Origin of the sequence: Achromobacter sp. UBA4530 (assembly GCF_002388205.1) — a bacterium.
Classification (GTDB): domain Bacteria; phylum Pseudomonadota; class Gammaproteobacteria; order Burkholderiales; family Burkholderiaceae_B; genus Achromobacter; species Achromobacter animicus.
Genome location: NZ_DGMA01000009.1, coordinates 75818 through 97886 on the forward strand (window position 1 = coordinate 75818; position 22069 = coordinate 97886).

General features: G+C 67.0%; 20 protein-coding genes. 11 read left to right on the forward strand and 9 right to left on the reverse strand.

Annotation, left to right across the window (positions count from 1 at the left end):
• Positions 1 to 129: 129 nt before the first annotated feature.
• Together B2W22_RS09820 and B2W22_RS09825 are read right to left on the reverse strand one after the other, a co-directional pair.
• The gene (locus B2W22_RS09820; RefSeq protein WP_175122643.1) at positions 130 to 1140 is read right to left on the reverse strand and encodes a Bug family tripartite tricarboxylate transporter substrate binding protein; all 1011 of its coding nucleotides are present in this window, start codon (positions 1138 to 1140) and stop codon (positions 130 to 132) included.
• Between the two features lie 45 nt (positions 1141 to 1185).
• Positions 1186 to 2328 (reverse strand): mandelate racemase/muconate lactonizing enzyme family protein, encoded by a 1143-nt coding sequence (locus B2W22_RS09825; protein WP_286937417.1) that lies wholly within the window; start codon positions 2326 to 2328, stop codon positions 1186 to 1188.
• 109 nt (positions 2329 to 2437) lie between these two features.
• Here B2W22_RS09825 and B2W22_RS09830 point away from each other — a divergent pair, with 109 nt between their 5' ends.
• Both B2W22_RS09830 and B2W22_RS09835 read left to right on the forward strand, forming a co-directional pair.
• Positions 2438 to 3304 (forward strand): LysR family transcriptional regulator, encoded by an 867-nt coding sequence (locus tag B2W22_RS09830; RefSeq protein ID WP_175122645.1) that lies wholly within the window; start codon positions 2438 to 2440, stop codon positions 3302 to 3304.
• A 29-nt stretch (positions 3305 to 3333) separates the two neighbouring features.
• Positions 3334 to 4968, forward strand: a complete 1635-nt coding sequence (locus B2W22_RS09835; protein WP_286937420.1) for a thiamine pyrophosphate-binding protein — start codon at positions 3334 to 3336, stop codon at positions 4966 to 4968.
• A gap of 82 nt (positions 4969 to 5050) precedes the next feature.
• Here B2W22_RS09835 and B2W22_RS09840 read toward each other — a convergent pair whose 3' ends face one another.
• On the reverse strand, positions 5051 to 6232 hold the full coding sequence (locus B2W22_RS09840) for an MFS transporter (protein ID WP_286937421.1): 1182 nt from the start codon (positions 6230 to 6232) through the stop codon (positions 5051 to 5053).
• Positions 6233 to 6514: 282 nt separating this feature from the next.
• Between B2W22_RS09840 and hisD the strand changes: the two genes are divergently transcribed.
• The 5 genes from hisD to B2W22_RS09865 all read left to right on the forward strand — a co-directional run bounded on the left by hisD (position 6515) and on the right by B2W22_RS09865 (position 11490).
• Positions 6515 to 7834: a histidinol dehydrogenase gene (gene hisD, locus B2W22_RS09845; RefSeq protein WP_286937423.1), complete on the forward strand. Its 1320-nt coding sequence runs from the start codon at positions 6515 to 6517 to the stop codon at positions 7832 to 7834.
• A complete protein-coding gene (locus B2W22_RS09850; protein WP_286937425.1) occupies positions 7831 to 8598 on the forward strand; it encodes an SDR family NAD(P)-dependent oxidoreductase in 768 nt (255 codons plus the stop codon). The genes hisD and B2W22_RS09850 overlap by 4 nt, the downstream gene beginning before the upstream one ends.
• Positions 8595 to 9608, forward strand: a complete 1014-nt coding sequence (locus B2W22_RS09855; protein WP_286937427.1) for a LacI family DNA-binding transcriptional regulator — start codon at positions 8595 to 8597, stop codon at positions 9606 to 9608. Before B2W22_RS09850 ends, B2W22_RS09855 begins: the two co-directional genes overlap by 4 nt.
• Before the next feature lie 81 nt (positions 9609 to 9689).
• Positions 9690 to 10676, forward strand: coding sequence for a Bug family tripartite tricarboxylate transporter substrate binding protein (locus B2W22_RS09860; protein WP_286937428.1), 987 nt, complete (start codon positions 9690 to 9692; stop codon positions 10674 to 10676).
• 25 nt (positions 10677 to 10701) lie between these two features.
• A complete protein-coding gene (locus B2W22_RS09865) occupies positions 10702 to 11490 on the forward strand; it encodes an HpcH/HpaI aldolase family protein (protein ID WP_175137587.1) in 789 nt (262 codons plus the stop codon).
• 2 nt (positions 11491 to 11492) lie between these two features.
• On the opposite strand, the gene B2W22_RS09870 is transcribed toward B2W22_RS09865, so the two are convergent.
• From B2W22_RS09870 to B2W22_RS09885, 4 genes are all read right to left on the reverse strand, one after another.
• Entirely contained in the window at positions 11493 to 12389 is an 897-nt protein-coding gene (locus tag B2W22_RS09870; RefSeq protein ID WP_246282868.1) for a glycerophosphodiester phosphodiesterase, read from the reverse strand.
• Entirely contained in the window at positions 12379 to 13983 is a 1605-nt protein-coding gene (locus B2W22_RS09875) for a hypothetical protein (RefSeq protein ID WP_286937432.1), read from the reverse strand. Before B2W22_RS09875 ends, B2W22_RS09870 begins: the two co-directional genes overlap by 11 nt.
• A gap of 2 nt (positions 13984 to 13985) precedes the next feature.
• Positions 13986 to 14891, reverse strand: coding sequence for a hypothetical protein (locus B2W22_RS09880; protein WP_286937433.1), 906 nt, complete (start codon positions 14889 to 14891; stop codon positions 13986 to 13988).
• Between the two features lie 151 nt (positions 14892 to 15042).
• A complete protein-coding gene (locus B2W22_RS09885; protein ID WP_175122654.1) occupies positions 15043 to 15501 on the reverse strand; it encodes a hypothetical protein in 459 nt (152 codons plus the stop codon).
• Between the two features lie 242 nt (positions 15502 to 15743).
• Here B2W22_RS09885 and B2W22_RS09890 point away from each other — a divergent pair, with 242 nt between their 5' ends.
• From B2W22_RS09890 to B2W22_RS09905, 4 genes are all read left to right on the forward strand, one after another.
• Complete coding sequence (locus tag B2W22_RS09890; protein WP_175122655.1) at positions 15744 to 16328, forward strand: hypothetical protein; 585 nt, start codon at positions 15744 to 15746, stop codon at positions 16326 to 16328.
• 49 nt (positions 16329 to 16377) lie between these two features.
• Complete coding sequence (locus tag B2W22_RS09895) at positions 16378 to 17043, forward strand: RNA polymerase sigma factor (RefSeq protein ID WP_286937435.1); 666 nt, start codon at positions 16378 to 16380, stop codon at positions 17041 to 17043.
• Positions 17043 to 17771, forward strand: a complete 729-nt coding sequence (locus tag B2W22_RS09900; protein WP_286937437.1) for a hypothetical protein — start codon at positions 17043 to 17045, stop codon at positions 17769 to 17771. The genes B2W22_RS09895 and B2W22_RS09900 overlap by 1 nt, the downstream gene beginning before the upstream one ends.
• 66 nt (positions 17772 to 17837) lie before the next feature.
• Entirely contained in the window at positions 17838 to 19478 is a 1641-nt protein-coding gene (locus B2W22_RS09905) for a caspase family protein (protein ID WP_286937439.1), read from the forward strand.
• A 36-nt stretch (positions 19479 to 19514) separates the two neighbouring features.
• On the opposite strand, the gene B2W22_RS09910 is transcribed toward B2W22_RS09905, so the two are convergent.
• Together B2W22_RS09910 and B2W22_RS09915 are read right to left on the reverse strand one after the other, a co-directional pair.
• The gene (locus B2W22_RS09910; RefSeq protein WP_218342974.1) at positions 19515 to 19901 is read right to left on the reverse strand and encodes a VOC family protein; all 387 of its coding nucleotides are present in this window, start codon (positions 19899 to 19901) and stop codon (positions 19515 to 19517) included.
• A gap of 183 nt (positions 19902 to 20084) precedes the next feature.
• Positions 20085 to 21881 carry a methyl-accepting chemotaxis protein gene (locus B2W22_RS09915; RefSeq protein WP_286937442.1) on the reverse strand — a complete coding sequence of 599 codons (1797 nt, stop codon included), beginning with the start codon at positions 21879 to 21881 and terminating at the stop codon, positions 20085 to 20087.
• Positions 21882 to 22069 lie beyond the last annotated feature (188 nt).

The following is a 22069-nucleotide window of genomic DNA, read 5'->3' on the forward strand; positions in this document are numbered from 1 at the left end:
GAATGCGAATAAGAAATACTATTAATTGGGTTGAGGGGACGGGCGCAGCGCGGCTTGCGCGCAACAGGCGTCTGTTGTGCGGGCCGCATTCCTGCAATCGAGATGCAGCACCTGCCGACAGACCGCACATCAGTCCATCTTCAACCCCGCGGTTTTGGCGACCGTTGCCCATTTCTGGATCTCGCCGGTAATGAACGCGGTGAAATCCTGCGGGCTGCGCAAGGTGACGGCGTTGCCGGTGGCCTTCAACGGCTTGACCACTTCCGGGTCGGTCAGTGCGGCCCGGGTGGCCTGCGCCAGCCGGTCGCGTATGGCATCCGGCAGGCCTGCAGGCGCGGACAGCCCCGTCCACGACACGGCGTCGAAATCCGGAAAGCCGGATTCGGCGACCGTCGGCAGATCCGGAAAGAGCAGGCTTCTTGAGGCGCCGGTCGAGGCCAGCACGCGCAGCTTGCCCGCGCGGACATGCGGCTCCAGGGTGTCAGCGACCATGACCAGGATGGGGACCTGCCCGCCGATGACATCGGTCACCGCCTGCGAGGCGCCCTTGTAGGGGATGTGCTGCACCTTCAGGTCGGACCGTTGTTTCAGGAGTTCGAAGGCGAGGTTGCCGGAAGATCCGGCGCCCGGGCTGGCGTAGTTGTATTTGTCCGGCGATTGGCGAAGCAGGCTAACCAGTTCCGCGAGCGTCTTGGCCGGAAACTCGGGGTTCACGGCAATGACGTTCGGACTGGAGGTAATGCTGCTGATGTGGGTGAAGTCCTTGAGCGGGTCGTACGGCATGGACGCGTACAGGGCAGCGTTGGCCGCGTGGGTGCCCACGCCGGACATCAACAAGGTATAGCCGTCCGGCTTGGCGCGTGCGACGAATGCCGAACCGATATTGCCGCTGGCGCCCGCGCGGTTTTCCACGATGACCGATTGGCCGAGCTGCGTGGACAGCGCGCGAGCCAGGATCCGCCCCGTGACGTCGGTGGTGCCGCCAGGTGGAAATGGCACGATCAGCGTGATCGGCTGGCTGGGCCAGGCGTCAGCGGCATGTACGGGGGGCGCGAACGCGGCTGGCAGGGCCAGCGCCGCAAGCATTGCAGAAAAGCGGCGACGCGACAGCCGTGCGCGGTTGCCATTGAGGTTGTGCATGTTGTCTCCTGTTCTGGTTTTGATTGGGGGCGTGCAGGCGGCGCGTCAGGGTTCGATGCGCCAGTGCTGCACGGTCCAGGGCTCGAACTGGTCCGGCGTGAAATCCATGCCGAGGCCAGGGCCGTCGGGTACGGCCGCATATCCGTTAGCCTGAATCGCCGGGCCGGCCAGCGCGATGAGCGGGTTGCCGGTCACGTCGTATTCCACGAAGGGATAGTTGGCCCACGCGCCGCCGCGCGACGGCATCTGTGTCGCTGCGATCTGCAGCGAGGCCAGAAAGTTGATGGCGGTGCCGAAGGCATGCGGCATGACGGCGATATCCCGGCTTTCCGCCAGGGCCGCGACCTTGCGATAGCCCGTGAAGCCGCCGCATACGCCTAGGTCCGGTTGCAGCACACTGACGGCGCCGGCGCGCAGGAAGGCGTCGAAGCCGGCCAGGCTGCCAATCGCTTCTCCGCCGGCAATGGCGCAGGCGGTTGCCTGGGCGGTGGCGGCGTAGCCGTCCAGGTTCTCCGGCGCGACGGGCTCTTCGATCCACAGCGGGCGCGCCGGTTCAATCAGCGAAGCGGCCAGGCGAGCCGCCGCCGTGCCGTAGCCCTGGTTCATGTCGAGCATGAAGTCAGCGTCGGGGCCGATCAGCGCGCGCACGTGCTGCGCCATGACGGCATCCGCCTGCGGAGAGACACCCGCGCGCGGCTTGACCGCCTTGAATCCCTGGCTGAGTAGCGATTCGATCTCACGGGGATAGTTGCCATAGGGATCATCGCCCTCGGCAATGAAGGGGCCGCTGGCGTAGCACGGCAGTTCACGCCTCACCGCGCCGCCCAGCATCTGCGCGATGCTCACGCCGTGTGCGCGGGCCGCGATGTCATGCAACGCCATGTCCAACGCGGAGATCGCCATCATGGCCGGCCCGCGCTTGTCATAGCCGATGCGCGGCACCAGGTCGGCGTAGATCGCGCCGTGATCGAGCGCAGACCGGCCGCACACCAGCGGGCCAAGCTGCTGCTGGATCAAGGCCGCCGCGGCCCACGGCGAGGAGAAGACTTCCCCCCATCCACGAAGCCCGTTGTCGGTGCGGATTTCCAGGGCGAGAAACTCGCGTTTGCGCATGAACGTGCGCGCGTTGCCGAGCGGCACCCGGGGTGTATAAGCCAGGTGGTAGCCGTTGATCTGAGTGACTTTCAAAATGGATGCCGAGCTGAATGGGATCGGTCCAGTTTGGAGCTCGAGTAGCATACGGTCAAATACATAGCCAATGCTGTTTCATATGAAATCCCTTATACGTCCGCGCGAGATGGAGCTGGTGGCCGCGATCTGCCGTACGGGTTCGGTGACCCAGGCCGCGGAGGCGTGCAGCCTCACGCAGCCGGGCGCCAGCGCCATGCTCAAAGAGCTGGAAGTCCGGTTGGGGGCGACGTTGTTTTCGCGGCGCCACCGACGGCTGGAGCTGACGGCGGCGGGGCAAGCCTTGCTGCCGGAGATCACGCATGCGCTAGCGGCGCTGGATGCCGTCGACAAGCTTGCGCAAAGCCTGGGGAACCGCCGGCGCGAACAACTGATCATCGGCACGGTGTCCGCCACGGGCGCCAGCGTGCTGCCTGCAGTGCTTAAACAGCTGCAGGACGCGGATCCGCTACTGTCGGTGGTGCTGCGCGTGGGAACGGCTGCCGAAGTCGTCGAGATGGCCATCGCGCAGCGCATTGACCTTGGCGTCATCCTCGGGGCGGGGGCGCATCAGCACGCCAACTTTGAAAAGATCGCGGACCTGGGCCTGGTTTGCGTCGTGCGTCCGGACCACGCGTGGGCGTCGCTGCCGGAGGTCACCGTGGATATGCTGGCGTCGGAGCGGTTCATCGGTCACAGCCGGCACCTTCCGGTCGGCGCGCTGACGGCGCAGGTGCTGGAGGAGGCTGGGCTGTCCTGCCGCCCCGCGATTGAAGTGATGCAGTTCTCCGCGGCGTGCGCGCTGACGGATGCAGGGTGCGGTCCGGCGGTGCTTGAGAGCGTGACGGGGGAATATGCCCGCCGTTTGGGTTTGGTCCCGGTTCCCCTGAATGCAGGAAGAACGCTTTCGCTCAGCCTGGTATGGCCGCAGGGAAAAGGCATGAGCGGCGGCGCGCGCTTCGTGAAGCATGCGCTGTCGCAAGCGCTGGTGGCATAAGTCTTAAACGCAATCTCAAGGAGACGTACGTGCTGGGTTCTGAACTGATCATTCGCTCGCTGCGCCGGCGGGGCGTCACCACCATCTTCAGCCTGTCCGGCAATCAGATCATGCCGCTCTACGACGCGTGCATCGACGCCGGCATTCGCATCGTCCACGTGCGGCACGAAGCGGCCGCCGTCTTCATGGCCGATGCGTGGTCGCAGATCACCGGCGAGCTCGGCGTAGCGATGGTTACGGCGGCGCCGGGCCTGACCAATGGCCTCGCGCCGCTGTACTCGGCCTCGCAGGCGGAAAGCCCGGTGCTGCTTATCTCAGGCGATTCGTCGGTGTCGGAGGACGGCTCGGGTGCGTTCCAGGAGCTGGACCAGGTCGCCATCACGCGGCCGTTGACCAAGTTGTCGGTGCGTCCGCAGTCCGCGGCAGAACTGTGCCCCGCGCTTGAAGATGCCATCACGCAGGCGCTTGCACCGCGTCGAGGCCCCGTCCACGTGGCGCTTCCGTTTGATCTGCTGACGGCCGAATCGGGCATCGCTGATCTGCCGCAGGCGCCGGCAGATCAGCCGGCTGTCGCGCTGGATGCGGCGTATGTGGATCAACTGGCTGAACTGCTAAATGCCGCACGCCGCCCGCTGGTATTGGCGGGGCCGACGAGCGCGCGATCGCACGGTCGTTCCGCCCGCGCGGCTGCGCAAGCCACGCTTGGCCTGCGCATCATTCCGATGGAAAGCCCCCGCGGGCTGAAGGATCCTTCGCTGGGCGCGTTGGCCGGCATCATGCCAAGCGCGGATCTGATCGTGTTGGCGGGAAAGTGCCTGGACTTCACGCTGGGATTCGGCGGCACGGGCGCGCTTGGCGACAACGCACGCGTCGCGGTGATCGACCCGGATCCCGCAATGCTGGAACGCGCGAGCCGTCTTCTTGGCGAGCGTCTGGTGCTGGCGTTCCAAGCTGACCCGGTTGCGGCGCTAGCCGCGATACGGGCGGCGCGAGCTTCGCCCGAACGTCTGGCGTGGCAGGAACAGGTGGATGACGCGCTGCGCAGCCGGACGATCAAGGCGCCGTCCGCGCCTGTCGAGGGAGCGCTGGGCCCGCGCGCGCTGTGCGAGACCGTGCAGGCATTCCTGGCGTCCGCGCCTCACCCGATCCTGATCTGCGACGGCGGCGAGTTCGGCCAGTGGGCGCAGGCATTCTGCCAAGCGCCGGTGCGCATCATCAACGGCATGTCCGGCGCGATCGGGGCAGGTGTCTGCTACGCGATCGCCGCGAAGATCGCTCGGCCCGAAGCCACGGTGGTCGTCATGATGGGCGACGGCACCGCTGGTTTTCACTTGATGGAGCTGGATACGGCGGTGCGCGAAGGCGCGGCGGTCATTGCAGTGATCGGCAACGACCTGCGTTGGAATGCCGAACATCTGATCCAGATGCGCACCTATGGTCCGCAGCGGCTGATCGGCTGCGAGCTTTCACCGACGGCGCGGTATCACGACGTGGCGTCTGCGCTGGGCGGCGCGGGGTTTGCGGCCCACGACGTGGATGGTCTGGCCAACGCGTTGAAGGGGGCCGCCGACAGCGGGCTGCCAGCCTGCATCAACGTATCCCTGGCGGGCGAGGCCGCCCCGGTTTTCAACGCGGCATCGATGGCGTCAACGAGCGGACATTGAACGGGAAGCTGGTCAGCGTCCGCAATAATCGCGCGCCCACGGCGGCTGGCGGACCAGCACATTTTGCCGGCCCAGGCGGGCGCTATGCCGACGCCTGCCGCGGCAGCCACCGCCAGAACACCCCCGCCGCCACCAGCCCCAACGTCCCCACGCCAAACGACGCGCCACCCAGCGACAACAACGCCGTCAGCGCCGACAACGCCACAGGCCCGCCGCTCGCACCCAGATCGGCCATGAACCGCCAGATACCCAGAAACTGCGTGCGCGCGCCGGGCGGCGCGGCATCCGCGCCCAGCGTCATCACGATGCCCGACCCGATGCCGTTGCCAAAGCCCAGCAGCAGCGACACCAGGATGAAGCTCGTCACGCCGCTGGTCAGCGGGATCGCCATCAAGCTCAAGCCCATCAGCAGCGTGCACGGCAACGCCACCCACAACCGGCCCCGCTGATCCATCACCTTGCCCGCGGGATAGAACACCGACATGTCGACCGCCGCGACCAGGCCGTAAACGAGCGACGTGGTGGTGGCGTCCAGCCCAAGATGGTCTGCCCACAGCGGTATCACGACCTGGCGCGACGCGCGCAGCGCGCTGATCAGCATCACGCCGACGCCCAGCGTGGCGTATACGCCGCGATGGTCGCGCGCGACTTCGCCGATGCGTGCGCGCGGCGCGCCGGCGGCCTTGGCGTGCGAGGGTTCGATGTCGGGCGCCTTGATGGCGATGAAGCCCGCGCCGAGCATGGCGCAGACGGCGATCCAGTACGCGCCGTCCAGCCCCATGAAGTGAATCAGCGCCGCGCCCGCGAAGGGGCCGATGAAGGTGCCGATGCGCGTTGTGCCGCCCAGCGTGGACAGCGCGCGCGCACGGTACGTCAGTGGCACGACCTCGATCATGTAGCTTTGGCGAGCCAGCTGGAACACCGATTGCGCGCAGCCCTGCATCAGCATGGCCAGCGCCAGCACCCAGAGATGCGGCACGCCGATCACCAGCAGCAGACCCGCCACGCTCAACAGCGCGGCGCCGGCCATCGCGCGCTTTTCGCCGAAGCGTTCAGTGATCAGCGCGGACGGGATGTTGGAGAGCAGCGAGCCGACGCCGATGAGCGCGGCGATGAGACCGGCGGCCGCGAACGACGCGCCTTGTTCCCGCGCGGTGAGCGCGATCACGGGAAGAATGGCGCCGTTGCTGATGCCGTATAGCAGCGACGGGCCGAACGCCGGCACGGCGATCTGCTTCAGATTGAACGATTCGGGATGCGACATGAGGGGAGGGCGTGAGCACGGCCGCTTGCCGTCCGCCTCGCGTTTGCGCGTGGGCCGGCCCGGCGGTCATCGATGCGGAATCCCGTGAGTGTAGCGAAAGCGCTCGGCGCCCGGCTGTCAGCAGCCTGACAGCGCATTCGCGGTGGCGCCGCGATCCGGCGCAAGTGGAAGGGAGGGTCGGCGTACGCGCGATCTCCGGGTTTCTCCCTATTTGCATACGTATGCAAGGCTTTGAAAGTGCCCTCCATCGATGAACTTTCAACGCTTGCAGGACCCGAGACCATGATCCGTTATCTGAAGCGCGGCCGGACCGCCGCCGTCAAGACCGACGACGACGCCAAGGTGCGCGCCACCGTCGAAGACATCATCCGCGACATCGAAACCCGTGGCGACGACGCCGTGCGCGATTACAGCCGCAAGTTCGACAACTGGGACCCGGCGGACTTCCGCCTGTCGCGCGCCGAGATCGAGGCGGCGCGCAAGCAGTTGTCGGCGCGCGAGATCGAGGACATCGCATTTGCGCAGAGCCAGGTCCGCAACTTTGCGCAGATCCAGCGCGACTCGATGCGCGATGTGGAAGTGGAAACCTATCCCGGCGTGGTCCTGGGCCACAAGCACGTGCCGATGAACGCGGTGGGCTGCTACATCCCGGGCGGCAAATATCCGCTGCTGGCCTCGGCGCACATGAGCGTCCTGACCGCCAGGGTGGCGGGCGTCAAGCGCATCGTGTCCACGGCGCCGCCGTATCAGGGCAAGCCGCATCCGGCGATCGTGACCGCCATGGACATGGCGGGCGCGGACGAGATCCTGGTACTGGGCGGCGTGCAGGCCGTGGTGGCGATGGCGGTGGGTACGCCCAGCGTGGCGCCCGTGGACATGCTGGTCGGCCCGGGCAACATGTTCGTGGCCGAGGCCAAGCGGCAGTTGTACGGCCGGGTGGGCATCGACCTGTTTGCGGGACCGACCGAGACGCTGGTGATCGCCGACGACAGCGTGGATGGCGAGCTGTGCGCCGTCGATCTGTTGGGCCAGGCGGAACACGGCCCTACGTCTCCTGCGGTGCTGCTGACCACCAGCGAACAACTGGCGCGCGCCACGCTGGCCGAAGTCGAGCGCCAGCTTGCGATCCTGCCGACGGCCGGCATCGCGGCCAAGGCGTGGGCCGATTGCGGCGAGGTCATCGTCTGCGACAGCGACGACGAAATGCTGCAGGTGGCCGATGACCTGGCGTTCGAGCACGTGCAGGTCATGACGCGCGATCCCGATTACTTCCTGAACCGGATGACGAACTACGGCGCGCTGTTTTTGGGTCCGCGCACCAACGTCAGCTTTGGCGACAAGGTGATCGGCACGAACCACACGCTGCCGACGAACCGCAACGCGCGCTACACCGGCGGCTTGTGGGTGGGCAAGTTCCTCAAGACCTGCACCTATCAGCGCGTGCTGACGGACGAGGCCAGCGCGGCGATGGGCGAGTATTGCTCGCGCCTGTGCCACATGGAGAATTTTGCCGGCCACGGCGAGCAGGCCAACATCCGCGTGCGCCGCTATGGCAATCGCCCCGACCTGCCGTGGTATCGGCCGGTGGAGGCCCAGGCATGATTGCGCTGCCCAAAGGACCGGACTTCCGCCTGGACGGACGCCGCGCCCTGATGACGGGCGGCAGCGGCGGCATCGGACTGGCGGCGGCCGCCGCGCTGGGCCGCGCGGGCGCGCATGTGACGGTGGCGGCCCGGCGCGAGCCGGAACTGGCGCAAGTGTGCGAAGCCTTGCGGGCCGAAGGTATCGGCTGTGCGCCGCTGGTGCTGGACGTGACGGATTCCGCCGCCGTAGACCAGGCGGTCGCGCGCGCCGAGCCCTTTGACATCCTGGTCAACAACGCGGGCATGAATCGTCCCAAACCGCTGGTCGAGCAGTCCGACGAGGACATTGACGCCGTGCTGGACCTGAACGTGAAGGCGGCTTTCTATACCAGCCGGGCCGTGGCGCGCCGCCTGCTGCAGGAAGGCCGTGCAGGGTCCATCGTGAATGTGTCGTCGCAGATGGGGCACGTGGGCAGTCCGCGGCGCACGCTGTATTGCGCCAGCAAGCACGCGCTGGAAGGCATGACGCGCGCTTTGGCGTGGGAGTTGGGCGCAGCGAACATCCGCGTGAACACCGTGTGCCCGACCTTCATCGAAACACCCATGACGGCGGGCATGCTGGAGCAGCCCGGCTTTCGGGACTGGGTGTGTGCGCGCAACGCGCTGGGCCGCGTCGGCCGTCTGGACGAGGTGATGGGCGCCATCGTGTTTCTGGCCAGTGACGCATCCAGCCTGATGACCGGAAGCGCGCTGATGCTGGATGCAGGATGGACCGCGGCATGAGGACCGCGCCCCGCGCGCAGGACGTGGCGGATCTGGCGCAGGTGTCGCAGTCCGCCGTCAGCCGCACGTTCACGCCCGGCGCCAGCGTGTCCGAAGAGACGCGGCGCAAGGTGCTGGCGGCCGCGCAGAAACTGGGCTATCGGCCCAACGCGCTGGCGCGCAGCCTGATCACCCGCCGCAGCCGCATCGTCGCATTGGTGATGAGCTATCTGGAAAACCAGTTTTATCCGCTGGTGATCGAGCGGCTGTCGCAAAAGCTGCAGAAAGAGGGCTATCACGTGCTGATGTTCATCGCCGAGGTGGACGAGGCGGCCGACGGCGTGCTGGCCGAGATCCTGCAATACCAGGTCGACGGCATCGTCATGGCGTCCGCCATGCTGTCGTCCAACGTGGCGCGCAGTTGCGCAGAAGTCGGCGTGCCGGTGGTGCAGTTCAATCGGGTGTCCATCCTGGGCGGCCTGGCACGTCACGCCAGCAGCTCGGTCACGTCCGACAACTATGCGGGCGGCCAACTGGTGGCGCGACTGCTGGTGGACCGCGGCTACCGGCGCTTTGGATACTTGGCGGGGCTGGAGGATTCGTCGACCAGCATCGAACGCGAACGGGGATACCGGGACGCGCTGAGCGAACTCGGCCACGACGTCCCCTGCCGCGAAGTGGGCCACTACGACTTCGATCTGGCGCAGGCCGCGGTTCGCCGAATGTTTGCCGCCGACCCGCCGGACGCGCTGTTTGCCGGCAACGATCACATGGCGATTGCGGCGCTTGACGTGCTCCGTCAGGAGCTGGGCCTGCGCGTGCCGCAGGACGTGGCCGTCGTGGGCTTTGACGACGTGCCGCAGGCGGCCTGGGGCGCGTATCGCCTGACCACCGTGCGTCAGCAGGTGGAACCCATGGTGGACGCCACCGTCGCCCTGCTGCGCGAACAGATGCAGGCCGAACTGCGGCCGCGCGACATCGTCATTCCCTGCAGCCTGGTTGAACGCGCGACGGTCCGGGCGGGGCCCTGAAGATTCGCTATTCCCCTTTTTCCGGCACTACCCAATGAAAGCGCGCACAGACCGCGCTCATCGACTCCAGGAGACAAACGCATGCGCAGCATTTTTGTACGCACCCTGACCGCCGTCGCGGCCATCGGGTTGACCGCCGGCTTGGCCCACGCCCAAGGCGGCGCGCCCGCCTGGCCGACCAAGAACATCCGATACATCGTGCCGTTCTCGCCGGGCGGCGTGTCCGACGGCGTCGCGCGCCTGATGGCCGAGCAGTTGAGCGCTCGTCTCGGGCAGTCAGTCATCGTCGAGAACAAGCCGGGCGTGTCCGGCATTGTGGGCACGCAACAGGTGGCGCGCGCCGAGCCCGATGGCTACACCATCGTGGGCGGCACCATCACCACGCATGCCGTCAATCCGTTCTTCATCAAGTCGCTGGGCTATGACCCGGTCAAGGACTTCACGCCCGTCAGCCTGGTGGGCATGGTCAGCAACGCATTGGTGGTGCGGGCAGACAGCCCATTCAACACGGTGCAGCAGTTGATCGACGCCGCGCGGGCGGATCCGGACGGGCTGACGTACGGCACGGCCGGCGCGGGCACGTCGCAGCATCTGTCGGGGCAGCTCTTTCAATCGATTTCGGATACGCGCCTGCGCCAGATCGTCTACAAGGGAGGATCGCAGTCGATGGTGGACCTGATCGGCGGACAGATCGACATGGTGTTTGAAACGGTCGCGGCCGCGCGTCCGATGATCGATGCCAAGCGGGTGAAAGTGCTGGGCGTTACATCGGCCGCGCCGCTGGCGGATCTGCCGGGGGTCAAGCCGCTGGCCGAACTGGGCTTGCCGGGCTTTGCGATGCAATCGTGGCAAGGCATCTTTGCGCCGGCGGGCACGCCCGCGCCGGTGGTGGAACGCCTGGGACGCGAGATCGCGGCCATCGTCAACACCCCCGACGTGCGCGCCAAGCTGCTGACACTGGGCGTGGCGCCCGACGGCCGCGGCTCGGCGGAATTCTCGCAATTCCAACGCAGCGAAATCGAAAAATGGGGCAAGGTAATCAAGGACGCCGGCATCCAGGCCGACTGACCCCGCCCCGACACAGGAGACTTGCATGACCGATCCCCGCTTCCCGCTGGACGGCCGCCTGCCGGACATGCTGCGCAGTGGCAAGCCGCTGCGCGGCCTGTTCAACGGATTGCCCAGCCCGGCCATCGTCGAGATGTGTGCGTATGCCGGCTTCGATTTCATCATCCTTGACAACGAGCACGGCAGTGCCGGTTTCGGCATGACCGAGCACATGCTGCGCGCCGCACGCGCCACGGGCATCGTGCCGATCGTGCGCTGCTTCGAGCAGGACTTGCCGCGCATCCTGGACATGGGCGCAAGTGCCGTGCAGGTGCCCATGGTGGAAAGCGCCGAGCAGGCACGGCGTCTCGCCGGCATGATCCACTATCCGCCAGTGGGCCGCCGCGGCAGCGCCTTCAGCACGCGCGCGGCCGGTTACGGGGCCTTCGGCGGCGCCGGGCACACGCAGCGCAGCAATGAGGGCATCGGCTTCATCGCCATGATCGAAACGCCCGAGGCCATTGCGGCGGCGGGCGAAATCGCGGCGGTGGACGGCGTGGATGCGGTGTTCATCGGACCCAACGATCTGGCGCATGCGATGGGTCACGGCAGCGACTGGAATGCCAAACCCGTGCAACGCGCCATCGAGGCCGGACTGCGCGCGATCGCCGGGGCGGGCAAGTGTTCCGGCATCATCGCGCTGACGCCGCAGGACGAGGAGAAGTACGGGGCCATGGGCGCGCGCTATTTTGCCAACGTGTCGACCAGCATCATCACCCGCGCGCTGGCGCAGGCTGCCTCGGCCGGACGCGAGGCGAAGCCGCCCGCCTATTGACGCTATCCGCCCATCGCCCGGCAGAACGCCTGCGCATCGCCGTCGATGATGACGCCGGACGGCAGATAGCCTTCGCGTTGCTTTGTGGCGCGCAATTGCTGCGCCAGCGCCGCATCGCCGCCTACCGCGTACACGAAGACGCGCACGGATTGCGCGGCGGCGTCGCGCAGCAGTTGCGGGTTGGCGGACAGCGTCAGGGCATCCACATGCACGCCCACGGGCGCGCCGACGGTGGCGGCCAGATTGGCCAGCCACTGGCGCGTCAGCTTGGGCGCGGTGGCGCGCTGCGACACATACTTGCCGAGCGGGCTTGCGCCCAGGGAATCCGCGTGGCGCGGGTCGAAAACGATCAGGCCCAGATAGCCCTGCCGGTCGGTGCCGCGCACGCAGCGCAGCGCCTCGGGGAAGGCGGACGTGATCATCCAGTTGCCGTGCGGCAGCGCGGTCTTCATGCCGGCGACCAGCTTGGACACCGGCGCGCAGTCGCGGTAGACGACCTTCAGTTCCGCATTGAAGGTCTTGGCGGGCTGAGCGGCGGCGACGCGCAGCGCATCAGTCAGGAAAGGCGGGGACGCTCCGCCGCCGGCGCCCGTCAACTTGGCGTCGCGCCATTGGTCGCTGGACAGTTGCAGCACGGCGCGGCGTCCGACGCCGCTTACCGTCCTGCCGGTCAGCAGGTCGTGGTGCAGCACCCAGACGCCGTCCTTCAGGCGCTGCATGTCGATTTCGACGCCATCCCATGCGCCGGCATAAGCCGCGCGAATCGAGGCCAACGAATTTTCGGGCAGCGCGGGCGCGCCGCGATGCGCATGCACCTGCATGCCCAGGCACGCGGCGCTGGCGCCGGACCAGGGCAGGGCGGCGGCCAGCAGCGCGGCTATCAGACGGCTAGCTCGCATCGCCGTGGTATCCGAACCGGAAGCCGCCCAGCACCGTCGTGCGCACGGCTTCGTTGAAGGGATAGGTGTACGCCTGGCCCACGACGATCACGTGCGCCACGTTGGCCAGCACGCGGCGCCGCAGCGCCTGACCGATCGACTCGTCATCGCGCCCGCCTTCCACGCGCGACATCTGCTGGAAGAGTTCACTTTGCGTCACGCCGTTCTGCATGAACGAAAACGCCGTCCAGACGCAGGCCAGCGTCAGCACCAGCGCCAGACCCGCCGCGCGCGTGGCGGTGCGCCCCGGCTGCTGGCCGGCGGGCGTGCGCAGCCAGACGACGAGTTTGACGATCAGGTAAAGCAGCTTGCCGAAGTGGCCCACCGCACCCAGCAGCGAGAACAGCAGCGCAACCGGCGGCACGATGGCCGCGCGCGCGGCGTCTTCGCCCAACTGTTGATGCTGGCCGCCGCGCGCAAAGTCCGCGCTGCTGGCGGAAAAGCGCGGCATGGCTTCGTCCACGGCCCGGTCCAGCATGCCGTCGTACAGCCGCTTGAAGCTGGCGGCGTCGGTGTAATTGGGCGCGACGTTCATGGTGGCCGGCACCATCAAGGTCTGGCGCAGCAGCTTCTGCACGCCGGGGCGCGCCACGAAGTCTTCGTACGACAGACCGGGCGGAATCGCATCGCCCTCGACATGTACCGTGCGGCTGCGCATGGTCTTCCAGTATTGCTGCGCGACCGCTTCATTGAAGGTGGCCCGGTCGTGCGGCTGCCAGCCGGCCGGCACGGGAATGCGCTTGCGCACGTCCTGCACCACGCGGCCCTGGTAGCGGGCCGGCACGCTGTCGGGCGTCCAGCCGCGGCGCGACAGGTTGCGGCGGTAGTCGCCCCACGCGCGATCCTGTTCTCGCGCCAGGCCGATGTCCGACGGGACGGGCACGCCGGCGTATTTCTTCCAGCGTTCGGCGACGGACTGCATCACGCTGGTGTAGACCTGGTGATAGCCGCGGATGCCCGGGGACGTCATGCGGACTTCGTGGTCATCGAAGGTGAAGGTCTTCATCTGGCGCTGCAGGTCGGTGCGGATGACCTGGCGCTTCTTGGGTTCGACCTTTTCATCCAGATTGTCGATGTTGGTCAGCAGCACTTGGAACACCGCCAGGAACGCCTTGCCCTCGGGCCGCGCGTAGATGCCGTCGTCCACCAGCCCGTCCAGATGCAGGTCGCCCTGCACCAGCGAGCGTTGCAGCAGCCCGGCGTTGGTGGCAATGCGGCGGAACTCGCCGTCGCGCGAGTCGACCAGCACGTTCACCATCATCTTGATGGCGCTGAAGACCAGCAGCGCGGTCACGGCGCAGGCCACGGCAATCTTCAGGTAAGACGGCCGGCCGCCGGTGGCAAGCCGCCGGGTCAGCATGAGCTGCAGCACCACCAGCGCGGCGGCGATGCCGGACAGGGTGCGGCCGAAGAACTCCAGTTCCTCGATATCGTGCGGCGTGGCGCGGCTGCCCACCACATCGAGCAACCGGGCGTTGAAGCCGAGTTCAAAACTGAGGTAGATGACCGTCAGGACGATCAGGAACAAAATCTGGCGAATCTGGGCCTGGCGCACGATCAATCCCTCAGGTCCAGACGGGTCGAGGTGATTTCCTCTTCGGGCAGGTCCAGCTTGGCGGGTGTGCGCGATGCCGCGCCCGCGCGGGGTGTTGCGGGCGCGTCGCCCGTGGACACGCGCTGCGGGGGCGGCGGCACCACGCGGCCAGCGGATGTGTCACTGCCGGCCGTTTGTGTCTGCACCGCGGCGGGGGCATTGGGTGGCGAACGGCGGCCGCCGCTGGCCGGCTTAGGCGCCTTGCCCGATCGCGCGGCCGGCGCGGCGGGCGGCGGAAAGACGCCATGCAGCCGGATCGAATCCATGTACCCGGGCGGATACAGCGACTCGTCGGCAAACGGCTTGGCGCGCGGATTCAAGCCCGCGACGCTCTTGACGTTGCCGCGGCGCATCCGGCCATCCTGCGTGTAAACAAAGCGCTCGATTGCCGAGCCCTTGGGAAAGTCGAACGTCAGCGCGCTGCGGTCGTCCTGGACCAGCACGACGGGCCGGTCACGGCAATTGCCCACGTCCCACGACAACACGTCGGACCCCTCGATGGCCAGCACGGTATAGCGGTAATCGCAGTTGCGGCGCTGGGTCTCGATGACGACCACGGTGCGCGGGCCAATGTTTTCGGTCCGGGCGATGCGTGCGGACTCGACATTGTTCAGGGGCACCACGCGCTGGTTGCCTGATAGCTTCACCGAGAAGTTCTTGCCTTCACGGCGCAGGGTGCCCAGTCCGCCGTCCTGCAGCGGGAACTGGCCGATCTCGGTGCCGAACAGGGCGGCGGTGTCCACGCCGAACACGTAGTTGCCCCGCGAATTGGTCTTGACGGCGCAGGCGGACAGGCCCGCCAGCAACAGGAAGCTGGCCGCAAGGCGAAGGATCAACGAACGGGATACGTGCAGGCGCAATGACATCATGGGAAGGCGGAAAACCGGGCGCCACACGGGCGCCTTTTTCGTCAAAGCCCTGCAATGTATCGCAAAGTTACAGCGCAGGACCAGACTTGTTTCAATTGCGCCGGGCGCGTCGCGCCGTGCGTCGTCGCAAACCAGGCGCGGGTTTGGCGCGTCAGTTGGCGGCCTGCTTCAGTTCCATCGACAGTTTCACCAGTTCGTGCACGCCATTGCGAATGGCGGACACGGTGCGGGCCACGGTGGCGCGCAGCAGAGCGATGTCGGGCAGCGTGTCGGGCGCGGCCACGAAGCTTTCCACCGAGGCCGAGACGCGCGCCGGGCGATCGGCGTCCTCTTGCGGCAGCGTCAGCTTGATGGCCTTGCAGCGGTTGTTCACGACGTTGATGACTTCAAGGAATTGGCCGCGCGTCAGGTTCAGTTCATCTGCCTGCACGAAGGCGGGGTAGACGAGGCGCAGGAATTCCGGGTCCGAATCGCTCAGGCTGAAATACATGATGCCCATGTCGGGATGCTTGAAGACCACATCGCCTTGCTCGTCAAAGCTGGCGACGAGGCCCAGTTCTTCTTGCACCACGGTCTGGTACAGGGTGGACAGCGGGGTGGGGGTGGACATGATTCAACGCTCCGTTGGTGGTAAGTGGGAAAAAAGACGAGCCCATGACCCTTGCTACGCGCCGTCTTGAAAAAGGTTCGAAAAATTTAGCGACGAAGGATAAACCGAACCCGGCAAATCAATTGGCCGAAAAAAGGGCGAAAAAAAAATCGAACCTTTTGCGCCGCTGCGCGTAGCGATCAGTACCGGCATCCATACCGGCATCCATACCGGCATCCGCCTCACGCAAAAAAGGAAACACCATGCAGGACAAAGCACAAGACGTATTGATGCAGGCAAAAACCCACGCCGCCCGGTGGGCAGCCATTGCGGTTCAGCGCGTCAACCGGGGCGACGCGGCGGGCGCGTTGCTGTTTCTTCTGGGCACCACGCTCTTCGCGGTGGTCTCCGTGCGCATGATGGGATCGGGCGTCAGTCTGAGCTTCTACGACCTCCTGCGCTTGCAGAACGGCGGCAGCGTGCAGGGCGCGATGGCAGGGCAGGGGGCCGGCGCGGGATTCTATGCCGTGTTGTGGCTGCTGGCCGTTGTGGGGCCGCTGCTGCCTTCGCTGCTGGACCAGCGCGCGGCGCGCCTGGGCTACTTTGCGCCGCTGGCGTTGTGGATCATCGCGTTGGCAGGCGTGGTCTCGCAGGTGCAGGAGTTCATGAATGCGACGCGCCAATTGTCGGGTTTCATGGGCAGTTCGCGCGCCGGCCGCAGCCTGGCGGGCGACATGGCGTCCAACCTGTGGAGCGGCCTGTCGTTCGGGTTCGGCTTCTATCTGTCTGTCGCCATCGCGCTGGCCTTCACTGTCCGCGGGGTCGCCGCGCTGCGCCGCCGCGCTTGATTTTCCGCCCCTGCGCAGCTAAGGTGCCGCAGCCCCAAGAACCTGAATCATGAACACGCTCGAATCCAAGCGCTACGTCATCGACAACGTCGACGCGCTGTTGCGCATCATGCACGCCGACCCGCGCTACGCGCTGGCGTTCCGGAACAAAGCCGAGCAGCACATCACGCTGAAACTGCGCAGAAAGTTCTTCAACGCGCCGCCCGAAGGCGTGGTGGACGCGTTCAATAACGCGCTCATGAAGTTTCTGCAGACGCGCAGTTTCAAGGACGAGGTCCTGCTGCACGGCCAGCCCGAGGGCGGATGGACGGCGCATGAACTGGCCGTCAGCAAGCTGGGCGGCTACCTGTACCGCGGATCGCTGCACGAGCTGATCCAGTATCACCGCCGCACGCGGCACGAGGTGCAGTGGGCGGGTCCCGACGACGGCGGGGATCGGGACGACACGGCGTTTGACGACGCCCGGGATGTGGCGGATGACTCGCTCTTTGCCGACCCCGCGCAGGCGTACGAACACCTGTCGGTCGTCAGGCGCATGCGCGAGTGCCTCAACAAACTCAGCGACACGCTGAAAACCACCATGTTCCTGTACCTGGACGACATGCCGATGGAACAGATCGCCCGGCAGCAGGACCTGCACGTGCCCACCGTGAAGAGCCGCCTGCACGCCGCGCGCAAGCTGGTGACGGAATGCACCCGCAAGGGGATGGACTGATGATGGCTGAAGACCGAGTGCTGTCGTATTTGTCCGGCGCGCGGGACGCCGATGCCCGCCGGGCCTTCGAAGCCGATCTCGCGAGGGATCCCGCATTGCGGGAGGAACTGGAGGCGTGGCGCAATCTTGCCGAGGCACGCCAGCTTGCGCATAACGAGATCGGGCAGGGCGAGCGCGATGCGGCTTTCTTGCGTGCGCTGGCGCAGGGCGTGGAGGCGGCGCCTGCGCCCGCGTCTGCCGAATCTGCGTCCGCATCTGCGCCTGCTTCTGCCGAATCTGCGCGTGCGTCGGCGTCTGAGCCCGCGTCTGCGCGCGCGCCGGTGTCTTCGCACGCGCCGGTGTCGCGCGTGCGGCGCTTGTGGCAATGGCTGTGGCCTACGCCCGCCAGCCCGTTGATGCCGCTGGGCTGGGCGCTCGCGATCATGCTGTCCGTCGTGGTGATCCAGCAGGCGCCGGTGCAAGGTCCCGCGGTTGTTCTGTCCGACGACGTCCTGACGCGCGGCGGTGCATCTTGTCCGCGGTTGGTGGTCGATCTTCCCGACGCCCTGACGGCGCGGCAGTTGCGCAATACCTTGTCCCAGTACGCGGTGTCCATCGTCGACGGGCCTGATGCGGACGGGCGATACGTCCTGGCCGCTGCGCGTGAGTCGTCGCTGCGCGATGCCGCGACGGCGCTGGGCGCGCTGTCAGTCACGGCGGCGCCAGCGGGCGCGTGCCCCAAACCGTGAGGCCCGGCGCAAGCCCGAGATAACGTCCAGTCCCTCCCGAACAAAAGTCAGACCGCGAATGTTTCTATGAAGCCCACCAAAGAACCTGCCCTTTCCAGCATGCCGGACGCGCGGCCGCAACCCCTGATGCGGCGGCGCCTGCTGGCCGCGCTGGTCGGCGCGGGGCTCTGCGGCGGGCACGCTGGCGCCGTGCTCGCGGCGGGTGCGAATGCGCGGGGGCTGAACAACCGGAACATGATGGACGAGGAGCCGGCCCGCTCGGGCGCGCCGGCACCCCAGCCGACCACGCCTGCGCCAGCGCCGGACGACGGGCCTTCCGCAGCTGCGAAGGATTCCAAGGCAGCATCGGATGCCAAGGCGCAAGCTGACCTTCAAGCCGACCTCCAAGCCACGCCCGCCAAGCGCCGCTACGCGCTGGTGATCGGCAACGCGCGCTACGCCATTCCCGCAAACGCGCTGGTCAACCCGGTCAACGACGCCCGTCTCATCGCCGACTCGCTGCGCCAGCGCCAGGTCGATGTGACCCTGCTCACGGACCTGACCACGGCGCAGATGGAAGCCGCCGTCGACGATTTCGCCCTTCGCGCCGCCGGCGGGGACCTGGCGCTGATGTACTTCGCCGGACATGCTGTTGCGGTGGACGACGTGAACTATCTGTTCGGTGTGGACCTGCCTTTGCCGCTGGGTGAAGTGCGCATCCGCACGGCCCAGCAAAGCTCGTTGAGCCTCAAGCGCGTGTCGCAAGCGCTGCGGCGTGCCAATGTCCGCGCGCGCCTGATGGTGCTGGACGCCTGCCGCACCAACCTGACGCGGGGCACCCCCGCCGCGGGACTGGTGCATGCCGTTCCCGCAGGCGGTGAACTTATCGCCTTCTCCACACAGCCCGGCGCCACGGCCGAAGACGGCTTTGGCAACGACGGCCCCCGCCACAGCCCCTACGCGTACTACTTCGCGCAAGGACTGCGCACGCTGCCCGGTTCCGCGCCGGTGGAGACCTTCTTCAAGCAATTGACCGCCGACGTGCAGGTGGCCACCGCCTACCGGCAGATTCCGCACTACGCCAGCAGCCTGGTCGGCACCGTCACGTTCACCACGCTGGCGGACGGACAGACGCCCGCGACGCCGGGGGCATCCGGCGGTCAGACGGCGCAGGGCCGAGGCCCGTCCCCCACGCTGGGCCGCGATCTGATCAAGGCCCGCATGAGCGCCTGGGAATACGAAATCGAACGCGGCGCGCAGTATGTGGACGAGCCCCGGCTGGCGTCGTTGCAGGCGCGCGCCAAGGCGGGCGACGTGGTCGCCATGACCACCTTGGGGCTAATCGCCGAGAACGGCGAGCACGTGCAACAGAACTACTCCGTCGCCGCCCGCTGGTATCAACGCGCCGCGGATCAAGGCTTCGCGCCCGCGCAGACCTATCTGGGCGAGCTGACCGGCATGGGCCGGGGCGTGCCCAAGAACTATGCCGTGGCCGAACGCCTGTTTCGCGATGCCGCCGAGGCAGGGCACCGGCGCGCGGCGATGGACCTGCTGGATGTGCGCGCGAGCATGGGCGAACCGATCGACCCGCGCGAGTGGGCCAAGGTGCTGCAGGACGCCGCCCTTAATCCGGTCGGTTTTCCGATGCCCGGCATGGCGCCCATTCAGGGCCTGCCGGACAACCCGTGGCTGCGCGCGCTGGGCGTGCGCCCGCCCGGCCAGCCCTGAACCCCGTGGCGGCGCGCGTATGACGTCGCAGACGCGTCAGGCAGGGCGGTGATACACCGCCTCGACGTTGTAGCCGTCGGGATCCAGGATGAAGGCGCCGTAGTAGTTCGGATGGTATTTCGGGCGTAACCCCGGCGGGCCGTTGTCGCGCCCGCCGGCCGCCAGCGCCGCGCGATGAAAGGCGTCGACCTCGTCACGGCTGCGCGCGCGGAACGCCACATGCACGCGCGGCGTGCTGGGCGTGCCCTCATGAATCCAGAACTCGCCGCCCGGGTCGCCCGCGTCGTCGGCCTCGCCAACGCCAAATCCCATGCCCGTCGGCAGCGCCTTGCGCGGCACATACCCCACCGCCGCGAGCGCGCTCAGATAGAAAGCCCGGCTGCGCGCGAAGTCGCTGACGTGAATCTCGATGTGGTCCAACATACGCTGCTCCTCGAAAAGGCGGCCGCGTGGGCCGGAGAGGTCAGCATAGGTGAGGGGGCGGTGCGGGATGGCTTCGATTTGCAACGTGGGGATACGCGCTCTGGCATAGCGAATCCACGCTGGCGCCTGGTGAACGCGCAGGCGGCTTGCAGCGATCCTGCGCGCGGTGTCACCGCCTACCGATCAGAAACTCTCCCAATCATCATTCGACGGCGCGGGCTTGTTGTCGCCCGGAACGCGCAGCGGCGCTTTCGCTTGCGGCGCGGGCTTGGCGGCGGCGCGGCGAGTCTCTGCCGGCTTGCCAGCGGCGGCACGTGAAGACGCCGGCTTGGCCAGGGCGCGCTGCGGCTTTGCAGGCTGGCCAACTACAGACTGCACCTCCCGCACCTGAGCAACCTGCGGCTGCGCTACAAAACGCGGCGCATCATCCTCGGCAAGACGGAACACACTGACCAGCTTCACCAGCGTCGCAGCCTGCGAATTCAAGCTATGCGCAGCGGCGGCCGATTCTTCCACCAGCGCGGCGTTCTGCTGCGTCGTCTGGTCGAGCTGGTTGATGGCATCGCCCACTTGCGAGATGCCTTGTCCCTGCTCGTGCGCAGCGGCGCCGATTTCTGCGATCAGGTCGGCAACGCGGCGCACCTGCGTCACGATGTCGTTCATGGTGCTGCCGGCTTCGCCGACCAGGTTCGAACCGGCTTCGACATTGCCGACGCTGTCGCTGATCAGTTGCTTGATTTCCTTGGCGGCGCTGGCGCTGCGTTGGGCCAGTGCGCGCACTTCGCTCGCCACGACCGCAAAGCCGCGTCCCTGTTCGCCGGCGCGGGCCGCTTCGACGGCGGCGTTCAGGGCGAGGATGTTGGTCTGGAACGCGATGGAGTCGATGACGGCAATGATGTCGACGATCTTGCGCGAGCTGGCGGAGATGGCGTCCATGGTGCTGACAACGTTGCCGACCACTTCGCCGCCGCGGGCGGCGGCTTCGCTGGCCGAGCCGGCCAGGCTGCCGGCCATTTGCACGGATTCCAGGTTCTGCTTCACCGCGGCATTCATCTCTTCCATCGAGGCCGCGGTCTCTTCGACGTTGGCGGCCTGTTCCTCGGTGCGCTGGCTGAGGTCGGCGTTGCCGGACGAGATCTGCGTGGCGCCCGTGGCGATGGATTCGCTGGACTGGCGCACCTGGCTCACCAGTTGCGCCAGGTTGGCGCGCATGGCGTCCATGTTGGCCAGCACGCTGGTCTGGTCGCCTTCGCGGCGTTGCACGCGCACGGCCAGGTTGCCCTTGGCGACTTCCTGGGCGATCTGCGCGGCGTAGGCGGGCTCGCCGCCCAGACGGCGCATGACGGAGCGCACCAGACCCAGACCCAGGATGCTGCCGATCAACGCGCACAGCACGATCAGCGCGGTCAGCGTCCAGAACGTGCGTTCGACTGCGGCGGCGGCGTCTTCGGTGTCGAGGCGGGCCAGTTCTTCCTGGCGCTTGGCGGCTTCCATCAGGATGTTGCGCGCGGCGACGTGCAGCGCGGCCGAGTCCTTGTGCAGGACGGTCATCGCGGTCGGATCGTTGCGGTCGCCAAGGCCCTTCACGTCGTTGACGGCCGCCTTGTAGCGGGTCCAGGTGTCGGCCAGCTTGCCGCCGAGGTCGCGCAGGGCGGGGTCCTGCTCCTGCTGCAGACGGTCACGCGCTTGCAACACGGATTTTTCGGATTCTTCGTTCAGGCGAAGTTCGTTCTGGCGTCCTTGCGGATCGGTGTTCCAGATGTAGACGTACATGCGCCGGAAGTGCGTGGCGCCTTGGCGGGCGGCGTCGACGACGACGCGCAGCGGCATGACGGTTTCCGTGTACATGGCGCGCTGCTTCTGGCTGATGCTCCAGAGCTGCTGCATGGCGATGGCGCCAACGGCCACCAGCATCACGATGAAGAACAGCACCAGTGCGGTGAGGCTGCTCCGAAGAGAGAGATTTCTGAGTTTGGACATGATGGGCACGCGACGGGGGCGCGGAATGCGCCCTCTACCCGGGCACTACAGCACATCATGTTGCGGCGCAATACGGGGAATTGCAGGGGAAAAACGCGAGTTGAGCGCTGTCTGCGGGTTGCTGTTCCGATATGCGGGAATTGAGCGCATCGCGATGCTCCTGCCGGTTCCACTATCTGAGATTTCTA

Bases quoted from the DNA above. Each gene is read 5' to 3' on its own strand.
- B2W22_RS09820 (WP_175122643.1), bottom strand. From the start codon at position 1,140: ATGCACAACCTCAATGGCAACCGCGCACGGCTGTCGCGTCGCCGCTTT.
- B2W22_RS09830 (WP_175122645.1), top strand. From the start codon at position 2,438: ATGGAGCTGGTGGCCGCGATCTGCCGTACGGGTTCGGTGACCCAGGCC.
- B2W22_RS09840 (WP_286937421.1), bottom strand. From the start codon at position 6,232: ATGTCGCATCCCGAATCGTTCAATCTGAAGCAGATCGCCGTGCCGGCG.
- hisD (WP_286937423.1), top strand. From the start codon at position 6,515: ATGATCCGTTATCTGAAGCGCGGCCGGACCGCCGCCGTCAAGACCGAC.
- B2W22_RS09850 (WP_286937425.1), top strand. From the start codon at position 7,831: ATGATTGCGCTGCCCAAAGGACCGGACTTCCGCCTGGACGGACGCCGC.
- B2W22_RS09855 (WP_286937427.1), top strand. From the start codon at position 8,595: ATGAGGACCGCGCCCCGCGCGCAGGACGTGGCGGATCTGGCGCAGGTG.
- B2W22_RS09860 (WP_286937428.1), top strand. From the start codon at position 9,690: ATGCGCAGCATTTTTGTACGCACCCTGACCGCCGTCGCGGCCATCGGG.
- B2W22_RS09865 (WP_175137587.1), top strand. From the start codon at position 10,702: ATGACCGATCCCCGCTTCCCGCTGGACGGCCGCCTGCCGGACATGCTG.
- B2W22_RS09870 (WP_246282868.1), bottom strand. From the start codon at position 12,389: ATGCGAGCTAGCCGTCTGATAGCCGCGCTGCTGGCCGCCGCCCTGCCC.
- B2W22_RS09880 (WP_286937433.1), bottom strand. From the start codon at position 14,891: ATGATGTCATTGCGCCTGCACGTATCCCGTTCGTTGATCCTTCGCCTT.
- B2W22_RS09885 (WP_175122654.1), bottom strand. From the start codon at position 15,501: ATGTCCACCCCCACCCCGCTGTCCACCCTGTACCAGACCGTGGTGCAA.
- B2W22_RS09890 (WP_175122655.1), top strand. From the start codon at position 15,744: ATGCAGGACAAAGCACAAGACGTATTGATGCAGGCAAAAACCCACGCC.
- B2W22_RS09895 (WP_286937435.1), top strand. From the start codon at position 16,378: ATGAACACGCTCGAATCCAAGCGCTACGTCATCGACAACGTCGACGCG.
- B2W22_RS09900 (WP_286937437.1), top strand. From the start codon at position 17,043: ATGATGGCTGAAGACCGAGTGCTGTCGTATTTGTCCGGCGCGCGGGAC.
- B2W22_RS09905 (WP_286937439.1), top strand. From the start codon at position 17,838: ATGAAGCCCACCAAAGAACCTGCCCTTTCCAGCATGCCGGACGCGCGG.
- B2W22_RS09910 (WP_218342974.1), bottom strand. From the start codon at position 19,901: ATGTTGGACCACATCGAGATTCACGTCAGCGACTTCGCGCGCAGCCGG.
- B2W22_RS09915 (WP_286937442.1), bottom strand. From the start codon at position 21,881: ATGTCCAAACTCAGAAATCTCTCTCTTCGGAGCAGCCTCACCGCACTG.